The sequence below is a fragment of the Pseudomonas fitomaticsae genome (genome assembly GCF_021018765.1).
GTDB lineage: Bacteria > Pseudomonadota > Gammaproteobacteria > Pseudomonadales > Pseudomonadaceae > Aquipseudomonas > Aquipseudomonas fitomaticsae.
On sequence record NZ_CP075567.1, the window covers coordinates 4,475,605 to 4,492,370 of the forward strand.

Below are 16,766 nucleotides of genomic sequence, written 5' to 3' on the forward strand. Positions count from 1 at the left end.
ACAATTGTTGCGAACTTGTGCTGCAAGGCCGGCAAAGCTTTCGCCCCCTGCTGGCAAAAGGCTAAGCTACAGACAATTCAGTGCGGGTTTTGGGCCGGCACTTGTCATGATTTCTCTGCCCGGATGTCTCATGCGCAGTCGCCTCTTCAGTGTTTTGTCATGTTTGCTGCTTTCCGCCGCTGCCGTTCAATCCGCCCAGGCGGTGGACCTGTCCACCCAACGCCAGTATTACGATGAAGCCAAGCGCGCCCTGGCCAAGGGCGACACCGGCCCGTATTTTCGTTACAGCCAGGCTCTGGCCGACTATCCGCTGGAGCCATACCTGGCTTATGACGAGCTGACCGCCCGGCTGAAAACCGCCAGCAACGCGGAGATCGAAAAATTCCTCGCCGAACATGGCGACCTGCCCCAGGCCAACTGGATGAAGTTGCGCTGGCTGCGCTGGCTGGCCGATCGCGGCGACTGGGCGACGTTCGTCAAGTATTACGACCCCAAGCTGAACTTCACCGAGCTGGACTGCCTGAACGCGCAGTACCAGATCAGCCACAACAAGAAGGCCGAGGGCTACGCCAACGCCGAGAAGCTGTGGCTGACCGGCAAATCCCAGCCCGCCGCCTGTGACGCGCTGTTCGGCATGTGGGCCGCCGAAGGCCAACTGACCGAACAGAAACGCTGGGAACGCGCCAAACTCGCCGCCCAGCACCGCAACTACCCATTGGCCAACAGTCTGGTCAACGGTCTGACCAGCCTTGCCCCGCGCGGCCGCCTGCTGGTGGACGTGGCGCAGAAACCGGAACTGCTCAATCAGCCTTCGCGCTTCACGCCGGCCGATGAACCAATGTCCGACGTGGTCAGCCTCGGCCTGCGCCGCCTCGCGCGTCAGGACCCGGACAAGGCCATGGCCCTGCTCGACGGTTACGCCAGCAGCATGCATTTCTCCCGGGATGAAAAAGTCGCGATCGCCCGGGAAATCGGCCTGACCCTCGCCCGGCGCTTCGACAGCCGCGCGCTGGACGTGATGACCAAATACGACCCGGAACTGCGCGACAACACCGTGTCCGAATGGCGCCTGCGCCTGCTGCTGCGTCTGGCGCGCTGGGACGACGCCTACCAATTGACCCGCCGTCTGCCGCAGGATCTGGCCACCACCAACCGCTGGCGCTACTGGCAGGCCCGCAGCCTGGAACTGGCGCAACCGCAAAACCCGGAAGCGCAGACGCTGTACAAGAATCTGTCGCGGGAGCGTGATTTCTACGGCTTCCTCGCCGCCGACCGCTCGCAATCGCCTTACTCGCTGAACAACAAGCCGCTGGTGCTCAGTCAGGCGCTGATCAACAAGGTGCGCAACACCCCTGGCGTGCGCCGCGCGCTGGAGTTCCACGCCCGTGGGCAGATCGTCGACGGTCGCCGCGAGTGGTATCACGTCAGCCGGCATTTCAGCCGCGACGAAATGGTCGCTCAGGCGAAACTGGCCTACGACCTGAAGTGGTATTTCCCGGCGATCCGCACCATCAGTCAGGCGCAGTACTGGGATGATCTGGATATCCGTTTCCCGATGGCCCACCGCGACACTCTGGTGCGCGAAGCCAAGGTACGCGGCCTGCATTCAAGCTGGGTGTTCGCCATCACCCGTCAGGAAAGTGCGTTCATGGACGACGCCCGCTCCAGCGTCGGCGCCAGCGGCCTGATGCAACTGATGCCCGGCACCGCCAAGGAAACCGCGCGCAAGTTCAGCATTCCACTGGCCTCGCCACAGCAGGTACTCGATCCGGATAAAAACATCCAGCTCGGCGCCGCTTACCTGAGCCAGGTGCACAGCCAGTTCAACGGCAACCGCGTGCTCGCCTCCGCCGCCTACAACGCCGGCCCCGGCCGCGTGCGCCAGTGGCTGCGCGGCGCCGACCACCTGAGTTTCGACGTGTGGGTGGAAAGCATCCCGTTCGACGAAACCCGCCAGTACGTGCAGAACGTGCTGTCCTACTCGGTGATCTACGGCCAGAAACTCAACTCGCCGCAACCGCTGGTGGACTGGCATGAGCGGTATTTCGACGATCAGTGATCGATACGCGTATCGCCGATAGATCGACGTAAACAAAAAATGCCCGCATCGAGAGATGCGGGCATTTTTTATGGCGTTCTACTAGGTCGATTACTTAGTCGATTACTTAGTCGGTTACAGGGTCGGTTGAAACCTGACGACCATCACTGAACTGCAACGCCGCCAACCGCGCATACAACGGATTGCTCGCTATCAACTCCTGATGCGTACCGATCGCCACCAGTTTGCCCTGATCCATCACCGCGATCCGGTCGGCGTTTTTCACTGTGGCCAAACGGTGTGCAATGACCAGCGTGGTGCGGTTTTGCATCAGGCTCGGCAGCGCTTGCTGGATCAGGTGTTCACTCTGAGCATCGAGGGCGCTGGTGGCTTCGTCCAGCAGCAGGATCGGCGCGTCAACCAGCAGCGCCCGGGCGATGGCCAGGCGCTGGCGTTGTCCGCCCGACAGGCCCAGGCCACCGTCGCCCAGATGGGTCTGGTAACCGTCGGGCATCTGTTCGATGAAGTCGTGGGCGTGGGCGATTTTGGCCGCCTCCCGGACTTGTTCCAGGGTCGCCGACGGGCAGCCATAACGGATGTTCTCTTCGACACTGCCGAAGAACAGCGCCGGGGTTTGCGAGACCAGCGCGAAGCAGCGACGCAAGTCCAGAGGATCGAGGCTCGTCAGCGGCACGCCGTCGATCAGGATCCGCCCTTCCCGGGGATCGTAGAAACGCAGCAACAAGTCATACACCGTGGACTTGCCCGCGCCGGACGGCCCCACGAGCGCAAGGGTTTCGCCGGCGTTGATCGTCAGACTCAAGCCATCGACGGCGAGGCTTTCGGGACGCGAAGGGTAGGAAAAACGTACATCCTGCAATTCCAGCTCGCCTTTGACCCGCTCCGGCAGCGTCACCAATCCCGTGGTCGGTGGCTGGATGATGTTCTCCGAACGCAGCAGTTCGGCGATGCGCTCAGCGGCGCCGGCCGCCCGCTGCAACTCACCGATCACTTCGCTCAACGTACCAAACGCACTGCCGACGATCAGACTGTAGAACACGAACGCCGCCAGTTCACCCGCAGAAATCCGCCCGGCAATCACGTCCATGCCGCCGACCCACAACATAACCGCGACGGCGCCGAGCACCAGAACGATCACCAGCGTAATCAGCCAGGCCCGTTGAAAAATCCGCTTACGCGCAGTCTCGAACGCCTGCTCGACGGTGCTGGCGAAACGTTGCTCGTCCTGCACCTGATGGTTGTAGGCCTGTACGGTCTTGATCTGGCCGAGAGTTTCCGAGACGTAGCTGCCAATATCGGCGATCCGGTCCTGACTCAGCCGCGAAAGGTTACGCACGCGGCGGCCGAAAATCAGGATCGGCGCAATCACCAGCGGCAGTGCGATCACCACTATGCTGGTGAGTTTGGGGTTGGTGATGAACAGCAGCACCACACCACCCATGACCATCAGAAGATTACGCAGGAACAGCGACAGCGACGAGCCGATCACCGATTGCAGCAGCGTGGTGTCTGCGGTCAGCCGCGACTGGATTTCCGAGCTGCGGTTGTCCTCGTAAAAGCCGGGATGCAGATACACCAGATGGTTGAACACCTGCCGGCGAATGTCGGCCACCACCCGTTCACCGATCCACGACACCAGATAAAACCGCGCAAAGGTTCCGACCGCCAGGCCGAACACCAACAGCATGAACAGGCCGATGGATTGGTTGAGCAGTTGTGGCGACTGGGTCATGAACCCTTGATCGACCAGCAACTTGATGCCCTGCCCCATCGACAGGGTGATGCCTGCCGTGACGATCAACGCAAGCAGTGCGCCGAAGGCCGGCCAGCGATAAGGAGCAAGGAAATGACTGGTCAGGCGCAAGGCCCGGCGGTGGCGCGAAGAAAGCATCGGGATCATTCAGGTTCACGTCATGTGCTGATTAATGGGGCCAGCCTGGACATTCAATGGGGTGGAACTCTGTAAATCACAATGAGTCAGGTTAAATATGACCGGCAAGACTACTCCCTAGATGCTATTGGTCTAAGGTCCGGGTTGAGACAGACAGTCATTTCTGTTTGAGTGGAGATGCCGTTCCGGATCGACCGCAGGGAGTTGTCACAGCCTGGTCACCTGACGGTTCTAATCTAGGCACACAACCTGATGAGGAGACAGGCCATGTCCTTGCAAAACAGCAGCGAAGACAAGATTGAAGTGATCCGCACCAAGCCCGGCCAACCTCTGGGTTGCTCGATCATCGATGAAAACGGGCGTGAAATCGAGATCACTGAAGACATGATCCAGGACGCCTGCCGCGAACTGGAACAGCGATTGGTCAAGCCTGCCGAACAAAAGTGATGTCGCCACCGTCTTCCTGACCCGGCCCTTGCAGGCCGGTTTTTTTCTGCCCGCTGTTTATACGGCCACAGCGCCCAGCGCGGTCACGATCTGGCGCAGGGCCGGCGAATCACCCTCGATCCGCACCTTCAAGCCTTCGATTTCGCGTCGCGACGGATACTGTTTGCGCAGCAGATCAAACGCGGCACGTTGCTCACCGACACTGCCCAGCAACGTGCGACGGAAATCCGCGTCATCCCGGCGCGGGTCGTACACGCCACGGCACAACATCGCCAGCGCCCAGGCCGGATCGCTGTCGGCATGCAGGGAAACTTCCGACAACCACGGCGCAGGCAACAGATCGCCGAGCTGAATGCCGGCGGGCTCACCGATAAATTCGCAGTACGCCTGATAGATCTGCACCGTGCCGCGCTGTTTGCCATCGAGGCTGTAACCGGCGATGTGCGGCGTCGCCAGCACGCAGAGCTCGGCCAGCGCCACATCGACTTGCGGCTCGGCGTCCCAGACATCAAGCACCGCTTGCAGGTCTTCACGCTCCAGCAGCACTTCGCGCAACGCGGTGTTATCCACCACTGGACCGCGAGCCGCGTTGATCAACCAGGCGCCGGGCTTGAGCTGCTGCAAACGCTGCTCGTCGAACAGGTGCCAGGTCGCGCCGTCGCCGCTGCGGGTCAGCGGGGTGTGCAGGCTGATCACGTCGCACTGCGCGATGATCTGCTCAAGGCTGACATAGTCGCCGCCCTCGGCCGCCTGGCGCGGCGGATCGCAGACTTTCACGTTCCAGCCCAGACCTTTCAGAACCTTGATCAGGCGACCGCCGACTTCACCGGCACCGATCACACCGTAAGTACGTTCACGCAAATCGACGCCTTCGATTTCGGCCAGGGTCATCAGGCTGCCGAGCACGTAATCGACCACGCCCCGGGCATTGCAGCCGGGCGCGCTGGACCAGGTGATGCCGGCCTCGCTGAAGTAATCGAGATCCAGATGATCGGTGCCGATGGTGCAGGTGCCGACAAATCGCACCTTGCTGCCTTCGAGCAGTGCGCGGTTGACGTTGGTCACCGAGCGCACCAGCAATACATCGGCCTGTTCGACCGTAACCCGGTCGATGGAACGGCCCGGTACCCGGCGAATCTCGCCGAAACCGGCAAAAAAGGCATCGAGCAGCGGGATATTTTCGTCGGCAACAATCAGCATGGCGGGGCTCCTTGGGCGGACCGGCAGTGTAGGCGCTGGGACTGCGATGAGCCAGCAGGCTGTGATTTCTTGATGGGACGCGGCGATTACAAATCCGCAACAGAGGATTTTTCCTGACCATAACGTCAGCGGCGTAGAATGCCCGGCCTTGCGCATCAACCCCTGTGGACGCTTTGCCTGTGAATTCCGTGACCGACCGCCCTGCCGCCGTTTCCCTCAACCGCCCTGCCCGGGTTCGCCTGGAGCTGAAGAATCTGCTCGGCCTGGCCCTGCCGATCATGATCGCGCAACTGGCAACCACCGCCATGGGCTTCGTCGATGCGGTGATGGCCGGGCGCGTCGGGCCCAAGGATCTGGCGGCCGTGGCGCTGGGCAACTCGATCTGGGTCCCGGTGTTTCTGCTGATGACCGGCACCCTGCTGGCCACCACGCCGAAAGTCGCCCAGCGCTTCGGCGCCGGCACCCACAGCGAAATCGGCCCGATCGTGCGTCAGGCCCTGTGGCTGGCTCTGGTAGTCGGACTGATGGCGACCACCATGCTGTTCAGCGCCGAACCGATCCTGCACCTGATGAAAGTCGATCCGGAGCTGATCGGTCCGTGCATGCAGTACCTGCACGGCATCGCCAGCGGTCTGCCAGCGGTGGCGTTCTACCATGTGCTGCGCTGCACCAGTGACGGCCTCGGTCGCACCCGCCCGGCGATGGTGCTGGGTCTGTGCGGCCTGGCGCTGAACATTCCGCTCAACTACGTGTTCATTTACGGTCACTTTGGCGTACCGGCCATGGGCGGCGTCGGTTGCGGCTGGGCTACAGCCATCGTGATGTGGGTGATGGCGCTTGGCCTGGCCGGTTACGAGCGCTGGGCTCCGGCCTACAAGTCGAGTGAACTGTTCAGCCGTTTCGACTGGCCGCAATGGGCGGTGATCAAGCGCTTGTTGGCCATCGGTCTGCCGATCGGCGTCGCGGTGTTTGCCGAGTCGAGCATTTTCGCGGTGATCGCGTTGCTGATCGGCAGCCTCGGCGCCACGGTTGTAGCCGGGCATCAGATCGCGCTGAACGTCAGTTCGCTGGTGTTCATGATTCCATACTCGCTGGGCATGGCCGTGACCGTGCGCGTCGGCCAGGCCCTGGGCCGTGAAGAACCTCGCGAAGCGCGTTTCGCCGCCGGAGTCGGCATGGGCACTGCGCTGGCCTACGCCTGCCTGTCGGCGAGCATGATGCTGCTGATGCGCGAACACATTGCTGCGATCTACACCTCCGATCCGATGGTGATTCACATCGCGGCGATGCTGATCGTGTACTCGGCGCTGTTCCAGTTCTCCGACGCGATCCAGGTCACTGCCGCCGGCGCCCTGCGCGGTTATCAGGACACCCGGGTGACGATGATCCTGACTCTGTTCGCCTATTGGGGCATCGGCCTGCCGGTGGGTTACGCCCTCGGCCTGACCGACTGGCTCGGCGAGCCACGCGGCCCGAGCGGCTTGTGGGAAGGCCTGATCGTCGGCCTCAGCTGCGCGGCGCTGATGCTGTCGATCCGCCTGACGCGCAGTGCACGCAAACGCATTCGCATCAGCCGCTCGCTGGGCTGACCGGCCATAAAAAAAGACCTGCACATGCAGGTCTTTTTTTTGCCTTCCGATCAACCGGACTTCTTGCGGATCCAGTACAGATAGGTCCCGGCCTCTTCGTGCTGTCCCACCAGTTCATGGTCGAGAAACACGCAGAACTTGGGGATGTCGCGGCGGGTCGACGGATCGGTGGCGATCACCTTGAGCAGGCCGCCGGGCACCAAGTCACGGATGTGCTGGTGCAGCATCATCACCGGCTCCGGGCAGTTGAGGCCCGTGGCGTCGAGGGTGCCGTCGACCGGCGTATCAATCATTTCACTCATGACTCACTCCTGAAACTGGCCGGCATTGTCGCCCAATGCCGGGTGTTCGGTCACCTGTCGTACGCTCAGCGGGCTTTGGTTTTCTTCACGTCATGGCGGCGCAAATGGCAGGTCACTTCCTCGCGGTCGTGGTAAAGCTGCTTGCAGCCGATGTCGACCTTGATCCCACGGGCCTTGAAGCCATCGGCGATGCGTTCGAGCAAGCGCTTCACTTCGGCGTAACGCTGCTTCATCGGCAGCTTGAGGTTGACCACCGCTTCCCGGCAATGCCCCTCGCCGATCCACTCTTCGAGCATCGCGGCGTTGCGCGCCGGTTTCTCGACGATGTCGCAGACCATCCAGTCCACCGGCTGCTTCGGTTTGAAGGTGAAACCGTCAGCCATCAAGTGCTGCACCAGACCGGTGTCCATCAGGCTTTCGGCCATCGGGCCGTTGTCGATGGCGGTCACCAGCATGCCGCGGTTGACCAGTTGCCAGGTCCAGCCGCCCGGCGCCGCGCCGAGGTCGACGCCGGTCATGTCGCTGTGCAGGCGATCTTCCCACTGATCGCGGGGGATGAAGTGGTGCCAGGCCTCTTCCAGCTTCAAGGTCGAACGGCTCGGTGCCTCGCGCGGGAACTTCAGGCGCGGAATGCCCATCGGCCACATCGCCGAGTTACCGGCATCGGCCAGACCAAGAAACACCTCACGACCGCTCTTGAAGGTCAGCAGCAGACGCGGCTTGCTGGCGTCCTCCACCAGTTTGCCGGCGCCGGTCAGCGCCTTGCGCAACGGGCCTTCGAACTTCTTGCAGAAGTTCGACAGTTCCTTGCCGTCGTTGGTGTCGACGACTTCCAGCCACAGGCTGCCACAGACCGGGAATTCAGCCATGTGCGCAAGGATCACGCTGATGCGGTCGTTTTCCGGCAGATCGATGAAAAAACCGCGCGCCCACTGGCGCGGGAAGATCAGCTCGGCGAAACGCCGACCGCGCATCAGGCGCTCGGCACCGTCTTCTTCGGTGCAGACGAACTCGGCGCAAGCGGTGGCCGGTTTGGCCTTGGCGTAGCCGGCCACGTTGAGTTGGGCGGCGAGGTCGGAAATCTCCGAGCAGACTTCGCCTTCGAAGCCTGGCCGGCAATGCATGAATAGGGTGTTCATTCTTACTCCTGGGCAGAGGGCGATCATTCATCCCCTGCGCGATGCCCAGACCCTGCGTTGAAGCAAAGCCTGTCACGAAAACCGGCGCATGATAGCCCATGTCGGAACCTTGGTTCTGTCCATAGAGTCCAGTTATTAGCCAGCTACTGAAAACAGAGCTACGTTGATAGCTCTGCCCGTCCCCTCAGTCCGTAGCCGTGCGGACTCAAAGGAGTGATCGTAATGCCGTCCCTCGATAGTCTGAAATCTCTTAAAACCCTGAAAGTCGACGACAAGACTTACCACTATTTCAGCTTGCCGGATGCCGCCAAGACCTTGGGCGATCTCGACAAGCTGCCGATGTCGCTGAAAGTCCTGCTGGAAAACCTGCTGCGCTGGGAAGATGAAAAAACCGTCACCGGCGCCGACCTCAAGGCCATTGCCGCGTGGCTCAAGGAGCGCCGCTCCGACCGGGAAATCCAGTACCGCCCTACCCGCGTGCTGATGCAGGACTTTACCGGCGTACCGGCCGTGGTCGATCTGGCCGCGATGCGCGCCGCCATGGCCAAGGCCGGCGGTGATCCGCAACGAATCAACCCGCTGTCACCGGTAGATCTGGTGATCGACCACTCGGTGATGGTCGACAAGTTCGCCAGCGCCAGCGCCTTCGAACAGAACGTCGACATCGAAATGCAGCGCAACGGCGAACGCTACGCCTTCCTGCGCTGGGGCCAGAGCGCCTTCGACAACTTCAGCGTGGTGCCGCCGGGTACCGGGATCTGCCACCAGGTCAACCTCGAATACCTCGGGCGCACCGTGTGGACCAAGGATGAAGACGGCCGCACCTATGCCTTCCCCGACACGCTGGTCGGCACTGACTCCCACACCACCATGATCAACGGCCTCGGCGTACTTGGCTGGGGCGTCGGCGGGATCGAGGCGGAAGCGGCGATGCTCGGGCAACCGGTGTCGATGCTGATTCCGGAAGTGATCGGTTTCAAACTCACCGGCAAGCTCAAGGAAGGCATCACCGCCACCGACCTGGTGCTGACCGTGACCCAGATGCTGCGCAAGAAAGGCGTGGTCGGCAAATTCGTCGAGTTCTATGGCGACGGTCTCGCCGACCTTCCGCTGGCCGACCGCGCGACCATCGCCAACATGGCCCCGGAATATGGCGCGACCTGCGGCTGCTTCCCGGTGGATGACGTGACCCTCGACTACTTGCGCCTGTCCGGCCGTCCGCCTGAAGTGGTGAAATTGGTCGAGGCGTACACCAAGGCTCAGGGCCTGTGGCGCCTGCCCGGTCAGGAACCGGTGTTCACCGACAGCCTGGCGCTGGACATGGGCAGCGTCGAAGCCAGCCTCGCCGGGCCGAAACGCCCGCAGGACCGGGTCTCGCTGCCGAATGTCGGCCAGGCGTTCAGCGACTTCCTCGACTTGCAGTTCAAACCCGTCAGCAAGGACGAAGGGCGTCTGGAAAGCGAAGGCGGTGGCGGTGTCGCGGTGGGCAACGCCGATCTGGTCGGAGAAACCGATTATGAGTACGACGGGCAAACCTATCGCCTGAAAAACGGCGCGGTGGTGATTGCCGCAATCACCTCCTGCACCAACACCTCCAACCCGAGCGTGATGATGGCTGCCGGCCTGCTGGCGAAAAAAGCCGTGGAGAAAGGTCTGACCCGCAAGCCGTGGGTGAAAAGCTCGCTGGCTCCGGGTTCTAAAGTGGTCACCGATTACTACAAAGCCGCCGGGCTGACGCGATATCTCGATCAGCTCGGTTTTTCGCTGGTCGGCTATGGCTGCACCACTTGCATTGGCAACTCCGGGCCGCTGCCGGAACCGATCGAAAAAGCCATCCAGAAAGCCGATCTGACCGTAGCTTCGGTGCTGTCCGGCAACCGCAACTTTGAAGGTCGGGTGCATCCGCTGGTGAAAACCAACTGGCTGGCCTCGCCACCGCTGGTCGTCGCTTATGCCCTGGCTGGCAGTGTGCGCACCGACATCAGCAGCGAGCCGCTGGGCAACGATCAGCAGGGCAACCCGGTGTACCTGCGTGACATCTGGCCGAGCAGCAAGGAAATCGCCGACGCGGTGAATCAGGTCAACACCGCGATGTTCCACAAGGAGTACGCCGAAGTATTTGCTGGCGACGAACAGTGGCAAGCCATCGAAGTGCCGCAAGCCGCGACGTACGTCTGGCAGGCGGATTCGACCTACATCCAGCACCCGCCGTTCTTCGATGACATTGCCGGGCCTTTGCCGGTGATCGCCGATGTGAAAGGCGCGCGAGTGCTGGCGCTCTTGGGCGATTCGGTGACCACCGACCACATCTCCCCCGCCGGCAACATCAAGGCCGACAGCCCGGCCGGACGTTACCTGCGCGAGCAAGGCGTCGAGCCAAGGGACTTCAACTCCTACGGTTCGCGCCGGGGCAACCACGAAGTGATGATGCGCGGCACCTTCGCCAACATCCGTATCCGCAACGAAATGCTCGGCGGCGAGGAAGGTGGCAATACGATCTACATTCCGACCGGCGAGAAACTGGCGATCTACGACGCAGCCATGCGCTATCAAGCCTCGGGAACGCCGCTGGTGGTGATTGCCGGGCAAGAATACGGCACCGGTTCCAGCCGCGACTGGGCGGCCAAGGGCACCAACCTGCTAGGCGTGAAAGCGGTGATTGCCGAAAGCTTCGAGCGCATCCACCGTTCCAACCTGGTGGGCATGGGCGTACTGCCGTTGCAGTTCAAGCTCGATCAGAACCGCAAAAGCCTGAACCTCACCGGCAAGGAAACCCTGGATATTCAGGGGCTGAGTGGTGTCGAGCTGACGCCACGGATGAACCTGACCCTGGTCATCACCCGTGAAAACGGGCGCCAGGAGAAAATCGAAGTGCTGTGCCGCATCGACACCCTGAATGAGGTGGAGTACTTCAAGTCCGGCGGGATCCTGCATTACGTGTTGCGCCAGTTGATCGCCTCGTAAAACCTGCAGATGCAGAAACACCGCCAGATCGGCGGTGTTTCTGTTTGGGCTTACTTTTCTATAGGCGAAAAAAAACCCGCCGAAGCGGGTTTTTCCCAAGACCATAATCGACTCCCTGTCGGCAGCGATCCTTGCTAATGGTCGATCATCCGTGATCCTGAAACACTCCCTGTGCTTCAGTTGATGAGGCTAGATTACGCGCTGGATCCAATCTGCAATAGTCGAAATAGCTACCATTGCGTGTAAGACATTCGCCATAGCGGGCCTTCCGAAAACCCTTAGACGTGTCAGGCATCGAGCGCAGAAGCCGCCAGCTGCGCGACTTTGAGCTGCCCTTGTGCCGCGGTTTGCTCGTCATCCTCCACAAACCATGCGGCAGACAGTCCGGCGAATGCCAGCACCCATTGCAACAGGCGTTTTCGTTCGATTCCCGCCGCTTCGCAGATCACGTCGATTTGTCGCCGAAAGCGCTCAGGGTCGGTGGCCGTCGGCAATTCCGGGTTGCAGATCAGGTTGGCATAGTCGTAACCGCGCTCGCCCCGCACCCGCTTGGGATCAATGGCCAGCCAGCCTCGTGGGCCGAAATCGAGGACGTTGTCGTGATGCATGTCGCCGTGCAGCACCACTACGTCCTGCGGTTCGGCGAGCAAGGTCTGGGCGGTTTGCAGGCATTCGGCGTATTGGCCGCCGTATCGGGTCGCGGCCATTCTTAATGATGCGAACCAAGGCGCCAGTTCCACCAACGGCGGTGGCGGCGTCGGTCGCGGTGCGTGCAGCCGCGCCAAGGCACGGCACATGATCCGTGTGGCTTCGTCGTCCTCACCGTTGAGCGCCATGTGCATCAACGAACGCGGGCCCATCGCCCGCTCCAGCAACAGGCCTTCCTCGTGATGAGCGATCACCCGGGCGGCGCCATCGCCATCCCACCAGGTCATCAGCAGGTTGCCGTACTTTTCCTCGTCGTCCACCGCGACTTTCAGCATTGCCGGCACATCGCCCTGACGCACCGGCAACAGGCGGCTGCCCGGGGTGATGATCGGCTCGCCGTCCGGCGCCAGCGCCCAGCGTTCCAGCCACGGCGTGAACAGGTCGAGATCAGCCACCTTCACGCTCGCGGGCCCGGTCGCTCTCCGTGAGGAAGTGCTCAAGCCGACTCAACTGTTCCTCCCAGCCCCGACTGTCCATGTAGTAAGCCTCTTTCTGACGCACGTCGGGAATGTGCGCGAAACCTGACTCGGAAACCTTCAGCAGCGTGCCGTTCTCGTAGTCCTGCAGTTCGAATTTGACCAGGGTGGTCGGTTCCTGGGAGTAGTCGATTTTCGGGTTCACCGCGTACGGGTGCCAGCGAAAGGAGAACAGCTGCTGGGGCTCGACCCGCTCCACCAGCACGTTCCAGAGCACATGTTCATAACCGGGGTACGTCACCTGCCCCTGCGTCCATTCGCCCGCGATAAACCGCCGGCCCTCCAGCGCAACGCCGAACCACTGGCCGAACGCCTCGGCATCGACCAGGGCGCGCCAGACATGGGAGCGCGGCGACCTGAGCATGATTTTACGTTCAAAGCTGTTGGGTACTGGTTTCATACGTCACCTCCTGTTTTGAACAGTAGGCTTGTATGACCACATGTCCAATGCGAAGTTGTATCAAACGACTGATCGAAGTCATCCTTCGCCTGTCTACACTGCACATCTCTTCAGCGCAAACAGCGAGAAACCTCATGTCCCCACGCCTGCTTCTGGCCCTGACACCCTTTCTTTTCACTTCCGTTGCTCACGCGGCCGTGGACTGCGCCAATGCGAGCGATCAGGCGACGATGAATCAGTGCGCCGGGCAAGAGAACAAAGCGGCGGATAAAGAGCTGAACACGGTGTATCAGCAAATTACCGCGCGGCTGAAAGGCGAGCCCAGCAAAAAACTGCTGGTCAGTGCTCAGCGGGCGTGGATTGGGTTTCGCGATGCCGAATGCGAATTTTCGGCATCCGGGGTAAAGGGCGGGAGTATTTACCCGATGATCTACAGCTCATGCGTCACGCGCGTGACCAAAGATCGAACCGAGGCGCTCAAGCAATATTTGAAGTGTGAGGAAGGTGACATGAGCTGCCCGGTACCTGGAGCCTGATTTTCGTCGCGGTTTAGAGAGCCTCTTCGCGAGCAAGCCCGCTCCCACATTTGAACCGCATTTCAAATGTGGGAGCGGGCTTGCTCGCGAAGGCGTCATCCCTGACGCCGCCAATCAACGGACGAAGATCTGCGCCGTAGTAATCGCCATATCCCCACCCGGCAACTTGATGCTACCGGTCTGTTTCATGGTCTCGGCATCGAAGATCGCCACGTCGTTGAACGTCCCGGCCAGATAGATCTTGCTCCCGTCCTTGTTGAACGAAATGCAGTAGTAGGAATGATCCAGTGTCGCCGCCTGAATCAGCTTTTTCTGCTTGATGTCGTACTTGGCCAAACGATTGAGCACACCGAACATCAGGTTCGGATCCTTCGGCGAGCGCATGCCGCTGAAGTAGATCTCGGTCAACGGCCCGAAATCAGTGGTCTCGGTCTTGCCGGTTTTCAGATCGACGCTGAACAAGCCGTAAAGATATTCAGCGGTGGCCGGATCCTGCTTCTTGTCCTTGAACTTCGCCGCGGTGTACAGCAGCGAGAAATCGTGGCGGTAAGTCTGCTGATTCCATACGTAAAGCACGTCCGGCGCGCTGTAATTCGGGCGTTTCCAGTGGCGGCTGGAGATCAGCACGTCAAACTTGCCGCTCTTCACATCGACCTTGTACACATCAGCGCCAGCCACATACAGCGTGCCGTCATCGCCGCTCTGCATGATCGTCAACTGCCGTGGCGCCGGGAAGCTGCGTACCGGCTTGGCGTCCATCCCGGCGTCGGTGGCGTAGACGTCCAGACGCGGCTGCTTGACCTCGTAGCGGTCGTTGAGCATCAGCGTCGGGTTGGCGATGGTGTAGAGCTCTTTGCCGTCATGGCTGACGGTGAAGGCGAACATCGACCGTGCCTTCTCGCCCGGCTGCTGGGTGATGCTGGCGTGGAATACCTGCTTGCAGCTGTCCAGCTCGACACCGTAAACGTCGGCGTAATGGTTGTTCAGCACGTACGCGGTCTTGCGATCCGGCGAAAGCTGCACAGTGCCGGGGCCAAAGGCATCGGGCATCTTGCAGGTCTTGTACAAACTGTCGGTCGCCAGGTCGATGACGTGCAGGTTATTCGGATAATTGGTGGTCAACATGTACTCGTGACCGTCTTGCAGCGCGGTGTTTTCATCGGCCAGAACCGGGAGCGTACAGGCGCTCAGAACCGCGAGTGCGGCAAGGCCGCAGGCTTTGATGTTGTGCATGCTGGAATCCTTCTTCTTATGGATCACTTGTCTTTCGGGAAGACAGTGCCGAGGTTGCGCCAGTTGTCGTTGGACGCCTGGGCATCCTTGTTCCAGTCCGGGTAGGTGCTCATCATGTCCGGCACCTGGGCCGGCCACCAGCAAGGATCGGAGCAGCCGTAGAGGTCAGCTTCCATTGGCTGGCACAACGACGACACCCCGCCGAAGGCATCGATTTCCCAGCCTGGGTCGGTGGTCGAGGCGCAGCCCGCGACGGAGCTCATCGCCACCACCTCTTCGATGCGGTTATCAATCGCGGCCTGATCCAGCTTCAACGCTTTGTTATTGATTGCCTTGAGATGTTTCATATCAGTGAGCCTTGCGCGGAGTGATGTAGCTGCTGATGAACGCAGGGTTGTTGGCCATGATCCGGGTGTAGACCTCGATGCCGAAGTCGACCCAGTCACGCATCAGTTCGCAGTAGTGATAGGTCGGATGAGCCGGGTCGCCGTAGCGGGCATAGCTCTCGTGGTAGCAACCGCCGGAACACAGGTTGCGGATCTGACAGTCATGGCAACCGGTGTTGGTGCGATCCAGGCGCTGGGACAGGAAGTCGTTCAACTCGACCTGTTTAACGCCGCTGTGGACGTTGCCAAAGGTCGGCAGCGACGAGCCGGTAAAGCGATGGCACAGGTTCAGTTCGCCCTTGTGATCGACCGCCAGCATCTTCAGCCCGGCGCCGCACGGCAGGGCCTTTTTGTGGCCTTCGTGGATGTCGGTGATCAACTGATGCAGGTTGGAGAACCCGATGTTGCGGTGTTCCAGCGCAGCCTCCAGATAACGCCGACCGAGGCGTTTCATGCTGGCAAAAACTTCGATCAACTCGGCGTTGGTCAGGTTGAAGCTGCTGATGTCGCCGGAGGTCACCGGGGCGAATCCGACTTCGGCAAACCCCAACTCGTTGAACAGGTGATCCCAGATGGTTTCAACGTCGGTGACGCCGGTGGTCAGTGTCACCCGTGCGCCGACCGGACGGCTGTTGTAGCGCGACAGCAGCATTTCGGCCTTGCGCCGCACCACGTCATAGGTGCCCTGCCCGCCCACTGTGATGCGGTTGCGGTCGTGCACGGTTTTCGGTCCGTCGATGCTCACTGACAAGCCGAAGCGGTGAGCATTCAGGTAGTCCACGGTTTCTTCGGTGAGCAGCGTGGCATTGGTGGTCATCACGAACTCGACGAACTTGCCGGCCTCGGCAAACCGCTTCTCGCAGTAATCGACCATGTACTCGATCAGCTTGCGGTTGCTCAGCGGCTCGCCGCCGAAAAACACCACGGTAAAACGTTCTTCGCCGGGGGACTCACGCAGCAGCATTTCCACTGAGGCGATGGCGGTTTCGACGTCCATCTTCTTGCCGGCGGACGGCTTGTCGAGGTCTTCCTTGTAGCAGTAGGTGCAGCTCAGGTTGCAGCCGGTGTTGACGTTGAGCACCACGGTATTGATCGCAGTGCGCTCGACGCGTTTGACCGCGATGTCCGGCGTCAGCGGCGAACCGTCGCTGACCAGTTCCAGCGAGATCAGCTCGCGTAGCGTCTCGTTGATTTCCTCGCCGTTGAACCGCGCGCCGAGGCGCTGGATCAGGTCTTCCGAGGAGCAGCCGGGGCCGCGCAACGCGTCGATGATGGTGCCGGTCAGTTCATCGCTGGCAAACAGCGAACTGCTGGGGATGTGGAACAGCATGCGGTCGGCGTCGACATGCACTTCGTGCAGATTACGTTCGACCAGATTCAAGATAGCGCCCATTGCAAACCTCCTGTGCAAGCCCCGCCTGGCGGGACTTGCGGTC

At 61.1% G+C, this 16,766-nt stretch carries 14 protein-coding genes; 5 read left to right on the plus strand and 9 right to left on the minus strand.

What is annotated here, in order from left to right:
* Positions 1 to 130: 130 nt before the first annotated feature.
* The gene (locus tag KJY40_RS20050; RefSeq protein WP_230732200.1) at positions 131 to 2,059 is read left to right on the plus strand and encodes a transglycosylase SLT domain-containing protein; all 1,929 of its coding nucleotides are present in this window, start codon (positions 131 to 133) and stop codon (positions 2,057 to 2,059) included.
* A gap of 106 nt (positions 2,060 to 2,165) precedes the next feature.
* Here the strand turns inward: KJY40_RS20050 and KJY40_RS20055 are convergent, their stop codons facing one another.
* A complete protein-coding gene (locus tag KJY40_RS20055) occupies positions 2,166 to 3,959 on the minus strand; it encodes an ABC transporter transmembrane domain-containing protein (protein WP_230732201.1) in 1,794 nt (597 codons plus the stop codon).
* A gap of 258 nt (positions 3,960 to 4,217) precedes the next feature.
* Between KJY40_RS20055 and KJY40_RS20060 the strand changes: the two genes are divergently transcribed.
* Complete coding sequence (locus KJY40_RS20060; RefSeq protein WP_085686838.1) at positions 4,218 to 4,397, plus strand: PA1571 family protein; 180 nt, start codon at positions 4,218 to 4,220, stop codon at positions 4,395 to 4,397.
* Positions 4,398 to 4,454: 57 nt separating this feature from the next.
* Here KJY40_RS20060 and pdxB read toward each other — a convergent pair whose 3' ends face one another.
* Positions 4,455 to 5,597: a 4-phosphoerythronate dehydrogenase PdxB gene (pdxB, locus tag KJY40_RS20065; RefSeq protein WP_230732205.1), complete on the minus strand. Its 1,143-nt coding sequence runs from the start codon at positions 5,595 to 5,597 to the stop codon at positions 4,455 to 4,457.
* A gap of 179 nt (positions 5,598 to 5,776) precedes the next feature.
* Between pdxB and KJY40_RS20070 the strand changes: the two genes are divergently transcribed.
* Entirely contained in the window at positions 5,777 to 7,186 is a 1,410-nt protein-coding gene (locus KJY40_RS20070) for an MATE family efflux transporter (protein ID WP_230732207.1), read from the plus strand.
* Between the two features lie 50 nt (positions 7,187 to 7,236).
* Here KJY40_RS20070 and tusA read toward each other — a convergent pair whose 3' ends face one another.
* Both tusA and rlmM read right to left on the minus strand, forming a co-directional pair.
* On the minus strand, positions 7,237 to 7,488 hold the full coding sequence (gene tusA / locus KJY40_RS20075) for a sulfurtransferase TusA (protein ID WP_007953079.1): 252 nt from the start codon (positions 7,486 to 7,488) through the stop codon (positions 7,237 to 7,239).
* 65 nt (positions 7,489 to 7,553) lie between these two features.
* Positions 7,554 to 8,627, minus strand: a complete 1,074-nt coding sequence (gene rlmM / locus KJY40_RS20080; protein ID WP_230732211.1) for a 23S rRNA (cytidine(2498)-2'-O)-methyltransferase RlmM — start codon at positions 8,625 to 8,627, stop codon at positions 7,554 to 7,556.
* A gap of 222 nt (positions 8,628 to 8,849) precedes the next feature.
* On the opposite strand from rlmM, the gene acnA reads away from it, so the two are divergent.
* Positions 8,850 to 11,591 (plus strand): aconitate hydratase AcnA, encoded by a 2,742-nt coding sequence (acnA, locus tag KJY40_RS20085; protein WP_230732213.1) that lies wholly within the window; start codon positions 8,850 to 8,852, stop codon positions 11,589 to 11,591.
* A gap of 287 nt (positions 11,592 to 11,878) precedes the next feature.
* Here the strand turns inward: acnA and KJY40_RS20090 are convergent, their stop codons facing one another.
* Both KJY40_RS20090 and KJY40_RS20095 read right to left on the minus strand, forming a co-directional pair.
* Positions 11,879 to 12,694, minus strand: a complete 816-nt coding sequence (locus KJY40_RS20090) for an aminoglycoside phosphotransferase family protein (RefSeq protein ID WP_230732216.1) — start codon at positions 12,692 to 12,694, stop codon at positions 11,879 to 11,881.
* Entirely contained in the window at positions 12,687 to 13,175 is a 489-nt protein-coding gene (locus KJY40_RS20095; protein ID WP_007953087.1) for an SRPBCC family protein, read from the minus strand. Before KJY40_RS20095 ends, KJY40_RS20090 begins: the two co-directional genes overlap by 8 nt.
* A gap of 134 nt (positions 13,176 to 13,309) precedes the next feature.
* On the opposite strand from KJY40_RS20095, the gene KJY40_RS20100 reads away from it, so the two are divergent.
* The gene (locus KJY40_RS20100) at positions 13,310 to 13,711 is read left to right on the plus strand and encodes a lysozyme inhibitor LprI family protein (protein ID WP_230732219.1); all 402 of its coding nucleotides are present in this window, start codon (positions 13,310 to 13,312) and stop codon (positions 13,709 to 13,711) included.
* A gap of 114 nt (positions 13,712 to 13,825) precedes the next feature.
* On the opposite strand, the gene peaD is transcribed toward KJY40_RS20100, so the two are convergent.
* Genes peaD through peaB form a run of 3 tightly spaced genes read right to left on the minus strand, consistent with a single transcriptional unit; the run spans position 13,826 to position 16,723 of the window.
* Positions 13,826 to 14,944, minus strand: a complete 1,119-nt coding sequence (gene peaD / locus KJY40_RS20105; RefSeq protein ID WP_230732231.1) for a quinohemoprotein amine dehydrogenase subunit beta — start codon at positions 14,942 to 14,944, stop codon at positions 13,826 to 13,828.
* Between the two features lie 23 nt (positions 14,945 to 14,967).
* Complete coding sequence (gene qhpC / locus KJY40_RS20110) at positions 14,968 to 15,291, minus strand: quinohemoprotein amine dehydrogenase subunit gamma (RefSeq protein ID WP_007953094.1); 324 nt, start codon at positions 15,289 to 15,291, stop codon at positions 14,968 to 14,970.
* A 1-nt stretch (position 15,292) separates the two neighbouring features.
* The gene (peaB, locus tag KJY40_RS20115; protein ID WP_230732245.1) at positions 15,293 to 16,723 is read right to left on the minus strand and encodes a quinohemoprotein amine dehydrogenase maturation protein; all 1,431 of its coding nucleotides are present in this window, start codon (positions 16,721 to 16,723) and stop codon (positions 15,293 to 15,295) included.
* Positions 16,724 to 16,766 lie beyond the last annotated feature (43 nt).